The organism is Phyllobacterium sp. SB3, from assembly GCF_040009165.1.
GTDB lineage: Bacteria > Pseudomonadota > Alphaproteobacteria > Rhizobiales > Rhizobiaceae > Phyllobacterium.
On sequence record NZ_JBDYKI010000007.1, the window covers coordinates 49,570 to 63,451 of the forward strand.

Sequence of the window (13,882 nt, forward strand, 5' to 3'; positions counted from 1 at the left end):
CATAATTTCGACCGAAGTAGTCAATTTTCGATTGAACTGGTTGGTAATGTCGCAAAATATCAAAGGGCTGAAAGAAGTGTGCGGGCATGCGCCTCGAAAGCACGTATCAGCGGCGAAGCCCGCTTCTCATCCATGCGTAGAGTAAGTCCTATTTGGGGCAAATCTGGTAGGTGCGTTGCCTTCGAAAGGATGGCAAGATCCGACGGGACGGCAGCTTTGGTCAGCACTGCAATGGCTTGACCTGAACGAACGACGGCAAGAAGCCCAGACAGACTGCCGCTAGAATAGGCTATTTCGTAGCTCTGTTTTGCTTGCGCAAGAGCAGTTACGGCAGCGCGGTGATCGAGCGTGTCTGGATCACCAAGTGCCAAGCGAAATGGAACAGACCAATCTTCACTGCCGCTTTTCTGCCCTACCCAAACGAGGCTTTCCCGACGCAAGACCGAGTGGCCTGTATCAAGGGGCACCGAGGTCAGCGCAAGGTCTAAGATGTTACGATCAAGTTGGGTGAGAAGGCGAGGGGTGGATGCGCAAACAACCTCTATCATCACTTGCGGGTGAAGTTGGGCGAAACTTCGTAGCAATCCCGGCAGGAATGCGTCGGCATAGTCATCTGGACAGCCAAAGCGGAGGGTACCACTAAGGCTTCGCCCCGAGAGTTCGGCCATGGCTTCATCGTGCAATCGCAGGATACGTCGTGCATGAATCAGTAGACGTTCGCCATGAACCGTCATGAAAACGCCACGCCCAGTTCTATTAAGCAGCGGTTGACCGACGATTTCTTCAAGGCGTTTCATCTGCATGCTAACTGCGGCCTGACTACGCGCTATACGCTCCGCCGCCCGGCTCAGCGTACCAGTCTCGGCGACCATCAGGAAACAACGGAGTAGATCGATATCGAGGTAAGAAGCCATAAGTTTTATTGAATACTCAATTTAGATCTATAAGCTACCACGATGGTTATGAATTCTCTAGTCTATTGGAAATTTCCGATGGATATGGAGCCAGTCATGAGCAAGAACTCTGATCCCGACTTTTGGACAAGCGCCCGCAAACATCTCATACGCTACGGTGGTGTGTTTGAACCATTGATCATTGAGCGAGCGCAGGGCAGTTTTGTTTATGACGCTGACGGCCGGGCAATTCTTGATTTCACCTCAGGTCAGATGAGCGCAATACTGGGACATGGCCATTCCGAGATTTCCGAAGTTGTAACCCATCATGTGAAGAACCTGGATCACCTGTTTAGCGGCATGTTAAGCCGTCCGGTGGTTGAGCTTGCAGCAGAACTTGCTCGCATAGCACCCGAAGGTCTCGAACGATCCATGCTGCTCACGACAGGCGGCGAAGCAAATGAAGCTGCCCTGCGCATGGCCAAGCTTGCGACCGGCGGGTGGGAAGTCGTGAGCTTTGCCCAGTCTTGGCACGGCATGACGGCTGCTGCGGCATCAGCTACCTATAGCGCGGGTCGCAAGGGCTATGGTCCTCCAGCGGTGGGGTCTTTTGCAATCCCCGTACCCAATGCATACCGGCCAACATTTGAACGGGGCGGTGAGGCCGACTGGCGTGCAGAACTCGACTATGCTTTTGCCTTGGTGGATCAACAGTCGACGGGTAATCTTGCAGCCTTTCTGGCAGAACCGATACTCAGCTCCGGTGGAATTATTGAACTGCCAACAGGTTACCTCGCCGCGTTGAAATTGAAATGTGAAGAGCGGGGAATGCTCCTTATTCTCGATGAGGCACAGACCGGGATCGGGCGAACGGGTCTGATGTTCGCCTGCGAAAGGGATGGCGTTACTCCTGATATCCTCGTTTTGTCCAAAACCCTAGGTGCAGGCCTTCCCCTTTCGGCCGTTCTCACGACAGCGGAAATCGAGGAACGTTGCCATGAACGCAAGTTTTTGTTCTATACAACTCACGTCTCTGACCCGCTTCCAGCAGCCGTTGGGCTTAAAGTTCTGGAGATTGTTCAGCGGGACGGTCTGGTTAACCGTGCGGCCGAAGCTGGCAATATATTGAACGGTAGATTGAAGGATTTACAGCAGCGGTTTGAATGTATCGGTGATGTTCGAGGTAAGGGGCTGCTGTTGGGGATGGAGATTGTAGCAGATCGCCAAAGCAAACGACCTGCGCCCGACCTTGGTGCGAGGATAACGCGCCGTTGCATGGAACTTGGCCTCAGTATGAACATTGTGCAACTTCCCGGAATGGGTGGCGTATTTCGCATCGCCCCGCCTCTGACGGTTTCCAACGAAGAAATTGATTTGGGAGTGGATATTATCGAACGCGCAATTGCTGAAAGTGTGTAATGCGAGTGGCTGGCTCGTTAAATTTACAAAGTTGCGACTCGGAGAGGTTGATTGCCTGATTTGTGGCATTCCTTTTTAACGCCACCACGGCGAGCGGCTGTCCCTTACCTTTAACGCCATGCGTTCCTAATTGCTCCGTTATAATATCGGCGGGAAAATTGATGCGTAGCGCCAGTTCGCCGGAGATGAGGACGGGGGCGCTCAAAGTTCTGCATAAGCCTTCAAGCCGGGCAGTGGTGTTTATGGTATCGCCGAAGTAAGTGATCTTATGATGGTCAACGCCAATTTCCGCCGTGATGACAGGTCCACCATGGAGAGCGGCCCGCAAACTTGGCACTTGGCCAAACTCCTCCAACCATCTGGGAGCGCTTGCGGCAATTGTATCAAGGACGTCGAAAACGCAGCGTGCATCCTGGATGCCTTTTTCCAACGGCCAAGTGATTAAAGCAGCATCACCGACATAATCATTAATTGTGCCGCGATGCCGCCGTACCGGTCCCGAATATGCTGTAAACAAAGCGCTTAAAAATTGTTGCGCGCGCAGATCGCCATGCTTCTCGGCGTATGACGTAGAACCTGCAAGATCAATAAACAAAAACACGCGGTTCTCATTGACAGGTTGGCGGTAGCGGCCAACGATGAGGCTGGCAAAAATGTCTCGCCCAAGCAGTTCGCGCACCCGCAAGATGAATGTCAGTATTGCAGAGACACCAAGCGTGTAGAGCAGGATGTTTGGCGGAATTATTGTTGCTTCCATGAACGATCCACTCATAAAGCCAATGCTCCACATGGCCGTACCGGCAATCGCAAAACCTATATTGATCAGAACGTAGTAGATGGAAAGGCCAGCCAAAATAAACCCGAATGTAGGTAGTTGGTTGGTCCACGCATGTAATCTCTGCAGGATAACTCCGCGCTCGAAAGCAAAAATTGGCACACAAAGACAGATGCCGAAGACTGCGCCTGCAATAAAAGAATCCTTTGCCGTCAGAATTGCAAAAGCTACTCCTCCGGCAGCGGCCATGCCTAGCGCAAGCGACCAGAATTGCGCAGGGTTTAATGAAGTGAACCATCCGTGAAGTGCCGGAAATGCGGAGCGGCGCTCAAGTGCGAGGACAGGTATACATATCGCAAGGGCAAGGATGGCACCAATTAGTGGTGAACCGTCACAAATCAGCGAAGTCGTCGAAAAACCACCCAAAGCCACAAGGAAAAGAACAAGAATCCAGAACCCGGTTGAATTTCTGCGCAAACGCGATTCCCCCTGACAATGCTCAGTTCAGGCTGAGGTGAAATAAGCATACAAGGCGTTATGCCGAGTTATCAATGGAGAGTATCCCGATTGTTGCAATTGTAGAGTTTGGGCTATCCATTGAAACGCAGGATGGATTCAACACCCGTGCTCATGTTGGTGGCCGGAGATATCAGTTCCAGTGTTGCATCCATTTGAGTTGCCAGTTCGGTAGCAATAGACAAGCCAAGGCCAGAACCGGGAGACATTGTTTTGCCGCGAGCAAAGCGCTGCCGGACAGATTTGAGTTCGTCGGCGGCAAGAACAGGCCCATCGTTTGCGATACGAATAGTGCCGCCTCGCTCGAAACTGATTCTTACGGGCGCTTTTTGATCACCATGGATAAGAGCATTCTCGATAAGATTACGAAGTACAATAGCAAAAGCATCTTCACTTACCGGACGACGAAGCGCAGCAGCAGCGGCCTTCGTATACTGGATTCTGTCATTAGCCCCTGAGGCGCGATGGAAGTCTTCTATGATAAGCTCCAAGACATTGCCCAAGTCGACAGTTTCGTTTGAAGTGCCAATCCTTGCCTCGGCTCGTGCCAATTGCATAAGTTTTTCGACAAGTCTGATCAGCCTTTGCAAAGATGCCTCGATATGCGTCAGCCGGGATCTGGAGTTTTCACTTCGAAGTTCAGATTTAAGCATCTGGGTTTGCGCAAGTGCGCCGGCAAGCGGCGTGCGTAATTCGTGAGCACTGTTTGCGGTGAACTCGCGCTCCGCTTTCAGTGTCGACCGCAATCGCTCGAGCAAACGATTGACAGACAATACAATCGGCTGGAGTTCACGCGGTAGGGTGGATAATTCTATTACGGCAAGATTGCCACTGTCCTTGCCAGCGATGGCTTCCCGCAAGTCGTTCACGGGTTCGATGGAGCGGCGAACAATAAGCCATATACCTATATACTGGCCGGGATAAGCACCAAAACAGGCAGAAGTAGCGCCAGACCGCCTTCTACGGCTGCTTCTGTGCGATGTGCCATAGAGTCTGCGACCTGCACGAAGATAGTGTTGTTGGCCGCAGGAACTGTATAGAATCGCGAAACATCATCCTGGAAGAAGCCGCGTTTCAAGGGTGCAACGAAGGGCGTCGGGGAGACGTCGTGCGAATGAAGAATGACTTTGCCTGTCGCGTCCCTAACTTGATAGGTCAGATAACCCTTATGGGTGGATTCATTAAGGTTCTGAAGGCGGCGTGCCCCAGGCATCTGAGCGTTTTGTAGAAGATCGTCGACAACAAGCGGCGTTAGACGCTCTGTTGTCGCCTGAAGCGAGCCGTCGAATATCTCTCCGAATTCATCCTGCATGACAAACATGCCAGCCGTCGTAGCCAGGAGCCAAAAAACGATCAGTGTGGCTGTGAGCGAAAAAATCAGCCGGCGTGTCATGCTGCGATTTTTCATGAACGGCCTTCGATCCTGTAGCCAACCCCGCGTATCGTGGTGACATGCTCGCGCCCAAGCTTTTTCCGCAGGCGACTGATATATACTTCAACCGTGTTGCTCTCGACCTCCCAGCCGAAGGCATAAAGTGCTTCTTCGATCTGAGATTTGGACACAATAGCGCCGGCTCGCAAGAGCAACTTGTCGAGTACTGCCCATTCGCGTCCTGACAATACGATTTCCTGCCCTTCAGAAAAGACAGTTCTGTCAGCCGTATTGATACGCAGAGGGCCGACCTTAATTGTAGAGTTTGAATTGCCCGAGTGACGCCGTGTGACGGCGAGCATGCGCGCGGTCAATTCGTCGAGGTTGAACGGCTTGACGAGATAATCATCAGCCCCGGCATTCAATCCCTCGATACGATCGGAAATCTGGTCGTGGGCAGTAAGAATGATAACCGGTGTGGCATTGTTCTTCGAACGTAGTCCTCTGAGAAAATCAATGCCGCTACCATCAGGTAATCTCAGATCAAGTAATATGAGGCCATATTCCACAACCCTGACGGACGCATGGGCATCATCAATTGTTTGCATCCAGTCGACGGCGTGGTGAGTGATTGCGATATGGTCACGCACCGCCCCACCAAGGGTTTGATCGTCTTCGACAAGGAGAACCCGCAAACCTGAACCCCGGCACTGTTATGTCTTTGCTTTCAATATCTTATTAAGTTCAGATCAGCAAATCGAATGCGGTGTATGCTATAAACACAACGTTGACCCCGAGAGTGCAGAAAACTGCAAATGAACCAAGATCCTTGGCATTTCGCGCAGCGATCGAGTAATCCCGCGATATATGGTCGACAATCTCTTCGATCGCTGTGTTCAAAGCTTCGATAGCAAGAACTGGAAGAAACAGTGCTGTCAGGATCAGATAGTTAAGAAGACTGGCTCCGATGAGCGAGAAAAATGTCACCGTGGCAATGTAAGCAATGATCTCATGCTTGGCAGCTGACTCCTGAATGAGTCGCGCTGCTCCTTTCAGGGAATAGCGCGCAGCAGCAAATAGATGTCGAAATCCAGTTTTCTTTTCAAAGTATGGGCTGTCACTCACGATGATAATCCCTTTCTGCATGACGCAAGTGTATCCAGCGCCTTGTCCCAGACCGTTGTCTCAACGTGCATCATGCCGAGGACAGTATGAAAGAGATTGTCGTGCGAGTGTGATCTTGCGGCTTCGGCGGCCAGACATTTGGTATCAATTTCTGACTTTGCCGCCTGGCCGAGCCAGAGAATAAACGGGACATGGGTCTGCTGCGTGGGTGCCATGAAATAGGGTGCACCATGAAGATAAAGCCCATACTCGCCGGTCGATTCTCCATGATCGGACATATAGATCATGGAGGGGGACAGACCGGTTTCCCGTGCCTTGAGCCTGTCAATCACGGCCGAGATAATATGGTCAGTGTAGAGAATGGTATTGTCGTAGGAGTTTATGATCTCCTGCCTGGCGCATTTCGCAAATTCGGATGTACGGCAATCCGGTGTAAAGTGGCGGAACTCGTCAGGATAGCGCAGGTAGTAGGCCGGACCATGGCTGCCGAGCTGATGAATGACCAGCACTGAATCCGATTTGACATTGTCGAGCCAGCTATCAAGCTGATCGAGAAGAATGCTGTCGAGGCATTCGCCATCCTTACAGAACTTCGCACTGCCGGACTTGTAAAGGGGTTGATAGGCAGCGCGATCGGCTATGCCTTTATCGCCGGTGTTGTTATCCCACCACTCCGTCTTGATCCCGGCATGGCCGAGTACATCCAGAAGGTTCTCGGTTTCGAGACCTTTGCGATGGGTATACTGCTTGCGTGTATAAGCGGAGAACATGCAAGGCAGTGAAACCTCGGTGATTGTGCCGCAACTGCTCGTTTGCGGAAAATAGGTGATATCCTGCTTTGCCAGCTCCGGATTGGTGACTGGCCCATAGCCACCCAGCGAAAAGCTTTCTGCGCGGGCAGTTTCCCCTGCGATCACGATTGTTACGCGCGGTTTACCGGCTGGCGAAGCGGGAACAATCCGGGCGTCGGTTCCAAGCGATTGCACGACGATATTGTGATTGCTCGTCGTTCGTATCGTCAGCTTGACTACATTCACTATGGGCGCGATCGGATTTAAAGTTGCAAACCAGTCGCGATGTTCCCGCCCAAGCGACAAATACGTACTTGCGTGAGAGAGCGCCGCGACCAAGGAAAAAACAAGCGCAGGTATTATGACGATCATGTTCCATTTTACTTTTTGCAGATACGTCCTGTGTTTAATCCGCATCCAGCCCACAAGAAGCGCTGGGATAAGCCCGAAGATAAACATGTGCCAGATGTAGGCCGGAGTAATTAAATGCCCGGCTTCCGCATTGGTAGTGTCGATTGCACTTTGCAGCATGTTGACATCGATGATGGTACCATAGCTGTCCATGAACCATGATGTAGATGCACTGAAAAATATCAAAACAATGAAAAACGGCTTAATGAGATACTTCAGTGAAAATGACACGCAAAGGGCTATGAACGCACATATAAGCCCAAATGCCAGATAGATCAGCGCTGCTGTCTGACCGTCCATCAGATTGGTGGCCTTTGTCCAGAAGGTGGTATTGGCGGTTGTGATCAGAAAGATCGCAACCAGTACGCTTAAGCTGACACTTCCAATTTGCGGACGGATCAAACGGCTTTCGAAATGATTTAGTGCGACTGACATGGGCGACTTCCTTGAACGACACAGGTCAAAAATGCCGCAACGAAAGCGGCTCGGATTGGCCGCAGCAGTCGTCTTCTTTCCTGACAGGAAGCTGAAGGAGGAAATAATTCGCTGGTCAGATCCATCCGGAAATCCGAGGCTTCAGGTCTGTGTCAGCTTTTATGAAGAAAATGTCCGCATTGTTTTAATGTGGACCAAGATATGAAGTTTAGAGTGAATTATGGCATCTGCCTGATTGTTGGGCTTGTTGCGACGCTTTCGCTGGTTCCGCTGGCCGCGAAACTTGACTTCAGGCACCGCACGAGAATGGCGACGGTTTCTTTCCAGCAGCAATAGGCGAGCATTAGCCGATTAACATATGGCATGGCTTCAGAAGCTGTTCGCTGGCATATGCCAAATGAGCACCATCATGAAGTACGGTATGTCTGGCATGCCATGTCATCCCCTCATGATGCCCGAGGTAAGTATTGTCAGGAGCAACTTCGAGGCGAATTTCGTTAAAGGGCCTGTCCAGACCGCGTCCATCCCATTTTGATATGGCTTCTTTTAGCGTCCAGCTCGCGTAGAATTTCTGGTCTGTGGTTTCAAGTGAGAGCTGAAAACGATCGTCAGGATGACAAACGAGAGCAAATGGAAGCTCTTCTGTCGGCCTGGGCCGCTCGACATCGATACCAACCTGGGTGGTGAACGAGAGGATCATGGCAATCCAATCGCCACTATGGGACAAGTTGAAATGACATTTTCCCCCTTGGGCAAACGGTTTGTTTCCTGGGCCGGGTGCCAGTGGGATATCATGCGGACTACACTGGAATATTTTGCCGAGAACGATCCGCTTCAAGCCATGTGCAACCAGAAAGCGTTCACGATCAGCTTCGAACTTAAACAACTGCATGCGCTCAAATTCAGTTGCGGTCAAAATTGCCTGATCTATGCGTACTGCCAGTTTGCGCGGCGCAAGCAGACAGTAATCATTTTTTTCGTTCAGGTTTCGTGTTGCGAGTTCTTCCAGCGATATGGTGGAGGAGAATTCCATAACAGGCTCGCAATCCCTTAGCTCGCCAGAGTGGACGGATTGTTTTCGCCAAACTGGGCATCGTAAAGCCGCTTATAAAATCGATCTGATTTGAGCAATTGCTTGTGGGTGCCCTGTTCCTGAATGCGTGCGTCGTCAACGACAACGATGCGATCTGCATTACGAATGGTTGCGAGCCTATGAGCGATAACGAGAGTTGTCCGCCCTTCGGCAAGTTCGGTCAAGGACGCCTGAATTTCTCGCTCGGTCTTGGTGTCCAGGGCTGAAGTTGCCTCATCCAGAATGAGGATTGGCGGATTTTTCAGGAACATGCGTGCAATGGCAAGCCGTTGCTTTTGACCGCCCGAGAGCTTGACGCCGCGCTCTCCGATTACGGTGTCGTAGCCGGCGGGAAGCAATGAAATCATCTCATCCAGTCGAGCCCGGCGGGCAGCTTCGGCGATTTGCCCGTCGGTCGCATTAAGGCGGCCATACGCGATGTTTTCCCGAATAGTCCCGCCGAACAGGAAAACATCCTGTTGAACGACGCCTATCTGGCTACGCAATGAAGCCAAAGTCATATCGCGAATATCGATGCCATCGAGACTGATACTTCCGGAATTTACCTCATAGAACCGTGGCAGCAGAGAGCAGAGTGTGGTTTTTCCGGCGCCCGATGAGCCAACAAAAGCGACGGTTTCGCCTGCTTTTATCGTGAGGTTGATGTCACGCAGCGCGTCGCGGTCTGCCGAATATCCGAATGTGACATTGTTATAGGCAATATCACCCTTGAGGTTGGATACCGCCAGGGCGTTTGCACGATCGGCAATATCAGGAGCCGTGTCGAGAAGCTCGGTGTAGCGACGGAAACCTGCAATGCCTTTGGGATAGGACTCGATGACAGCGTTTATTTTTTCGATAGGACGCACGAAGACAGCAACAAGCAGGAGAAAGCTGACAAATCCGCCATTCGTCATTTGTCCTGTGATCACGAGATAGCTCCCGGCGATCATAACGATGACCTGTATCAGTCGCATACTCATATAATTCAGAGATGTGCTGGCAGCCATAATCCAGTAGGCGGCAAGCTTGGTCTCACGATAGCGTGCGTTATCACGGGCAAACAGCGAGCGCTCGTGCTCTTCATTGGCAAACGCCTGAACCACGCGCATGCCGCCAACATTCTCCTCAATGCGAACATTGAAGTCGCCAACGCGGCTATAAAGACTTTGCCAGTTCTTCGTCATGCGGCCACCATATTGACCGGCACCCCATACGACCACGGGGACTACGATCAGTGTCAGAACCGCCAGCAGCGGATTGACGAAGACCATCAGCCAGAATGCACCGATGAATGTCATGACCGCGATGAAGAGATCTTCAGGACCGTGGTGGGCAACCTCGCCTATCTCTTCAAGGTCCTTCGTCACACGGCCGACAAGGTGACCGGTCTTCTGATTGTCATAGAAACGGAATGAAAGTTTTTGCAGATGGTCAAAGCTTTTACGTCGCATCTCGGTTTCAATGTTGATGCCTAGCTTGTGACCCCAATAAACGACGACTGCATTCAAACCGGTATTGAACAAATAGACGGCAAGCAGGCCGAAAGACGCCAAAAGGATCAATGTCCAGTTTTGACCGGGCAGCAAGACGTCAATGAAACTGCGCACTGCCATGGGGAACCCGAGTTCCAGCAGTCCTGATAAGATTGCACAGGAAAAATCCAGCGCAAACAAACCCTTGTAAGGGGCGTAATAGGCGAAGAAACGTCTGATCATATTGCACGCATAAAACTGTGGGAAGACGATTGTGCACACGTCGAGGCACAACGCTGAGGTAACACATCCATGCCTTTAACCCAATAAAATCGACGAACATAGAGGGAAAATTGATAAAAACAGTCATCTTTCAATGGACGCTGGTACGAAATCGCCGCAATTTGAACGAAAATGGCGCCGGTGGGCGCCATTTTCGAAGCGGTTGGAAGGGCTATTCGGCGGGTTCAGCCAGTGGGCCGGGTCGTTGCGCCCTTGATCGATCCCTGGTCGTGCCGAAAAGCTTCATCACAAATACGAAGAAGACCGGCACGAAGAAGATGGCAAGGATCGTGGCAGAAATCATGCCACCGAGAACCCCTGTACCAATTGCGTTCTGGCTGGCCGCACTGGCACCTGTAGCAATCGCCAGGGGGACAACACCAAGAGTGAATGCCAGCGAAGTCATGATGATCGGCCGGAAACGCAGATGTGATGCTTCGATAGTCGCCTCCATAAGAGACTTTCCCTCTGCGCGCAGATCCTTCGCAAACTCGATGATCAGGATCGCGTTTTTTGCAGACAGGCCGATAATGGCAATAAGGCCAACTTTGAAATACACGTCATTGGGCATATCACGGAGCATAACGGCAGCGACTGCACCGATAACACCAAGTGGAACGACCATTATGACCGAGATCGGAATTGACCAGCTTTCGTAGAGCGCGGCAAGCAACAGAAAGACAAAGATGATGCTAAGCGCTATCAGGAACGGTGCCTGCGAACCGGACTGGATTTCCTGGAGTGACTGGCCGGTCCACTCGTAGCCAAATCCTTGAGGAAGGTCGGCAGCAAGCCTTTCCATTTCGGCTATAGCTGCGCCTGAGGAATATCCGGGCGCTGCCTGGCCACCGATACGAACTGCGGGATACCCGTTGTAACCGACAAGTTGCGCTGCACCTTTCGACCACTCAACGCTGGCAAATGCCGAAAGGGGAACCATCCCTCCGCTGGCATTGCGCACATTGAGCTTGAGCAAATCCTCGGTCTTCATGCGATTGCCGCTGTCCGCTTGAACCGTCACGCGTTGCATGCGTCCGGCATTGGGAAAATCATTGACATAGGATGATCCGAGATTGGTCGAGATCGTTGAATTGATATCTGCAAAAGTAATACCGAATGTGTTGGCCTTCTCGCGATCTATTACAAGATTGACTTGTGCCGCGGCGGGCATGCCCTCGACACGCAATCCGGTAACAATCTTGCTTTTTGCGCCCTCGGCCAAAAGCTGGGCTTGCGCGGCCAGCAGAGCAGCGGTGCCCTGACCGCCACGGTCCTGCAACCGGAAGGTGAAACCGTTGGAGGTGCCAAGTCCCTGGATCGGTGGGGGAGACAGGGCAAAAGAAATGGCATCCTTGATCTGTGACAGCGCACCATTGGCTCTGCCTGCAATGGCCGCGGCAGTGTTTTCCGCGTTGCGCTCGCTCCAGTCTTTCAAAGTTACAAAGGCAAGACCTGCATTGTCACCAGCACCGGAGAAGCTGAAGCCGCTGATCATAACCATCCTGTCCACGCTCGCTTCCTTTTCGAATGTTGCCTCGACATCCCTGACCACACTGCTCGTACGGTTGGAGCTTGCTTCGGCGGGTGTCTGCATATCCACGAGGACGAACCCTTGATCTTCATTTGGCAGGAACGCTGACGGCAATTGGATAAAGGACCATCCTAATCCAATGAGCAAAGCAACGTAGACGAGCATGAAGCGGCCGGAGCGCTTGATCAACCAGCCGACTGTTGACGAGTATTTATGGGACGTGCGGTCGAATCCACGGTTAAACTTGCCGAAGAACCCCTTCTTCTCGTGGTGGCCTTCGGGAATGGGCTTGAGGAAAGTGGCACACAACGCCGGTGTCAAAGACAAGGCAAGGAAGCCGGAAAACAGAATCGACACGACCATTGTCAGGCTGAACTGCCTGTAGATGACGCCAACTGCACCCGGGAAAAATGCCATGGGAACGAAAACTGCGGTCAGAACCAGTGTGATGCCTATGATCGCACCGCTGATCTGTTTCATGGCTTTTTTGGTTGCTTCCTTTGGCGACAGGCCCTCATGTGCCATGATACGCTCGACGTTCTCCACCACGACAATGGCATCATCGACGAGGATACCAATGGCCAGAACCATGGCGAACATGGTCAGCACATTGATGGAAAAACCTGTCGCCAGCATTACCGCACAGGTGCCGAGCAGTGCCACCGGCACAACAAGTGTCGGGATAACCGTGTAGCGGAAGTTCTGCAGAAACAGGAACATTACCACAAAGACAAGCGCAATGGCCTCAAGCAGCGTGTGAATAACTTTCTCGATAGAAACCTTGACGAAGGGTGAGGTGTCGTATGGTACAGAATATTCGAGCCCTGCCGGGAAATATCGTGACAGCTCTGCCATTTTATCCCGCACGGCATTCGATGTTGCCAATGCATTTCCCGTTGGCGAGAGCTGGACGCCGATAGCAGCGCTTGGTTTGCCGTTGAGCCGCGTGGAAAATGTGTAGCTCTCCGCTCCGACTTCGATACGGGCAATGTCGCGCAGACGCACAGAAGATCCATCCGGGTTTGCGCGTAACACGATTGCCCCGAACTCCTCGGCAGATGCCAACTGTCCCCGAACAAGAACGGTTGCGGATATCTGCTGGTTTGCTGGATTTGGCTGTGCACCGATGCGGCCCGCCGCTACCTGCGCGTTCTGGGCTGCGATTGCTCGCGTGACATCGTCAGATGTCAGATTGAGTCCGACCATCTTGTCAGGATCAATCCAGACACGCATTGCGCGTTGTGTTGCGAAGAGCTGTGCACTACCAACACCGTCAATGCGTTTAAGCTCACTGAGAACATTGCGGCTGAGGTAGTCACCAAGGCCGACCGCACTGACAGAACCATCTGTTGAACTCAGCGCAACCATCATAAGAAAGCCGCTGCCTGCCTTGTCGACCCGAATACCCTGTTGCGTAACGGATTGCGGCAGCCGTGGCTCGACGCGGCGGACAGCATTCTGCACATCGACGGATGCCTGTCCGACCTCTGTTCCGGGTTCGAATGTTGCAGTGATGGTGATCCGGCCCGCAGAGTCCGAGGTGGATTCAAAGTAGAGCAGGTTTTCAACGCCATTGAGCTCTTCCTCGATGGGTTTGGTCACACTTTGGTACATGTCCTCCGGCGAGGCGCCCGGATAGCTGGTATTGACCGAGATTTGAGGTGGCGCCACACTTGGATATTGCGCGATCGGCAGGAAGGGAATCGAGATAACGCCCGCAAGCATAATGAATATCGCAACCACCCATGCAAAGATGGGGCGTTCAATGAAAAATTGTGGCATGAG

11 protein-coding genes are annotated in these 13,882 nt (G+C 52.1%); 1 reads left to right on the plus strand and 10 read right to left on the minus strand.

The window, feature by feature from the left end; all coding sequences use genetic code 11:
• Positions 1 to 59 precede the first annotated feature (59 nt).
• Positions 60 to 914 carry a LysR family transcriptional regulator gene (locus tag ABKW30_RS22550; protein ID WP_348601180.1) on the minus strand — a complete coding sequence of 285 codons (855 nt, stop codon included), beginning with the start codon at positions 912 to 914 and terminating at the stop codon, positions 60 to 62.
• Positions 915 to 1,010: 96 nt separating this feature from the next.
• On the opposite strand from ABKW30_RS22550, the gene ABKW30_RS22555 reads away from it, so the two are divergent.
• A complete protein-coding gene (locus tag ABKW30_RS22555) occupies positions 1,011 to 2,312 on the plus strand; it encodes an aspartate aminotransferase family protein (protein ID WP_348601181.1) in 1,302 nt (433 codons plus the stop codon).
• Here ABKW30_RS22555 and ABKW30_RS22560 read toward each other — a convergent pair.
• The 9 genes from ABKW30_RS22560 to ABKW30_RS22600 form a co-directional block, all read right to left on the minus strand.
• Positions 2,281 to 3,336 (minus strand): adenylate/guanylate cyclase domain-containing protein, encoded by a 1,056-nt coding sequence (locus ABKW30_RS22560; RefSeq protein ID WP_348601340.1) that lies wholly within the window; start codon positions 3,334 to 3,336, stop codon positions 2,281 to 2,283. The two genes, ABKW30_RS22555 and ABKW30_RS22560, sit on opposite strands and share 32 nt — an antisense overlap.
• 341 nt (positions 3,337 to 3,677) lie before the next feature.
• On the minus strand, positions 3,678 to 4,472 hold the full coding sequence (locus tag ABKW30_RS22565; protein WP_348601182.1) for a HAMP domain-containing sensor histidine kinase: 795 nt from the start codon (positions 4,470 to 4,472) through the stop codon (positions 3,678 to 3,680).
• Positions 4,473 to 4,507: 35 nt separating this feature from the next.
• The gene (locus ABKW30_RS22570) at positions 4,508 to 5,011 is read right to left on the minus strand and encodes a sensor histidine kinase N-terminal domain-containing protein (RefSeq protein WP_348601183.1); all 504 of its coding nucleotides are present in this window, start codon (positions 5,009 to 5,011) and stop codon (positions 4,508 to 4,510) included.
• Complete coding sequence (locus tag ABKW30_RS22575; RefSeq protein ID WP_348601184.1) at positions 5,008 to 5,670, minus strand: response regulator transcription factor; 663 nt, start codon at positions 5,668 to 5,670, stop codon at positions 5,008 to 5,010. Before ABKW30_RS22575 ends, ABKW30_RS22570 begins: the two co-directional genes overlap by 4 nt.
• A gap of 49 nt (positions 5,671 to 5,719) precedes the next feature.
• Positions 5,720 to 6,121 carry a diacylglycerol kinase gene (locus ABKW30_RS22580; protein ID WP_348601185.1) on the minus strand — a complete coding sequence of 134 codons (402 nt, stop codon included), beginning with the start codon at positions 6,119 to 6,121 and terminating at the stop codon, positions 5,720 to 5,722.
• On the minus strand, positions 6,097 to 7,737 hold the full coding sequence (locus tag ABKW30_RS22585) for a phosphoethanolamine--lipid A transferase (RefSeq protein ID WP_348601186.1): 1,641 nt from the start codon (positions 7,735 to 7,737) through the stop codon (positions 6,097 to 6,099). The genes ABKW30_RS22580 and ABKW30_RS22585 overlap by 25 nt, the downstream gene beginning before the upstream one ends.
• Before the next feature lie 343 nt (positions 7,738 to 8,080).
• On the minus strand, positions 8,081 to 8,770 hold the full coding sequence (locus tag ABKW30_RS22590; protein WP_348601187.1) for a 4'-phosphopantetheinyl transferase superfamily protein: 690 nt from the start codon (positions 8,768 to 8,770) through the stop codon (positions 8,081 to 8,083).
• Between the two features lie 17 nt (positions 8,771 to 8,787).
• On the minus strand, positions 8,788 to 10,527 hold the full coding sequence (locus ABKW30_RS22595) for an ABC transporter ATP-binding protein (protein ID WP_348601188.1): 1,740 nt from the start codon (positions 10,525 to 10,527) through the stop codon (positions 8,788 to 8,790).
• Positions 10,528 to 10,738: 211 nt separating this feature from the next.
• Complete coding sequence (locus tag ABKW30_RS22600; protein WP_348601189.1) at positions 10,739 to 13,879, minus strand: efflux RND transporter permease subunit; 3,141 nt, start codon at positions 13,877 to 13,879, stop codon at positions 10,739 to 10,741.
• Between the last annotated feature and the right edge of the window lie 3 nt (positions 13,880 to 13,882).

Coding starts and splice junctions, on each gene's coding strand:
- ABKW30_RS22550 (WP_348601180.1), bottom strand. CDS start 914: ATGGCTTCTTACCTCGATATCGATCTACTCCGTTGTTTCCTGATGGTC.
- ABKW30_RS22555 (WP_348601181.1), top strand. CDS start 1,011: ATGAGCAAGAACTCTGATCCCGACTTTTGGACAAGCGCCCGCAAACAT.
- ABKW30_RS22560 (WP_348601340.1), bottom strand. CDS start 3,336: ATGGCCGCTGCCGGAGGAGTAGCTTTTGCAATTCTGACGGCAAAGGAT.
- ABKW30_RS22570 (WP_348601183.1), bottom strand. CDS start 5,011: ATGAAAAATCGCAGCATGACACGCCGGCTGATTTTTTCGCTCACAGCC.
- ABKW30_RS22580 (WP_348601185.1), bottom strand. CDS start 6,121: ATGCAGAAAGGGATTATCATCGTGAGTGACAGCCCATACTTTGAAAAG.
- ABKW30_RS22585 (WP_348601186.1), bottom strand. CDS start 7,737: ATGTCAGTCGCACTAAATCATTTCGAAAGCCGTTTGATCCGTCCGCAA.
- ABKW30_RS22590 (WP_348601187.1), bottom strand. CDS start 8,770: ATGGAATTCTCCTCCACCATATCGCTGGAAGAACTCGCAACACGAAAC.
- ABKW30_RS22595 (WP_348601188.1), bottom strand. CDS start 10,527: ATGATCAGACGTTTCTTCGCCTATTACGCCCCTTACAAGGGTTTGTTT.
- ABKW30_RS22600 (WP_348601189.1), bottom strand. CDS start 13,879: ATGCCACAATTTTTCATTGAACGCCCCATCTTTGCATGGGTGGTTGCG.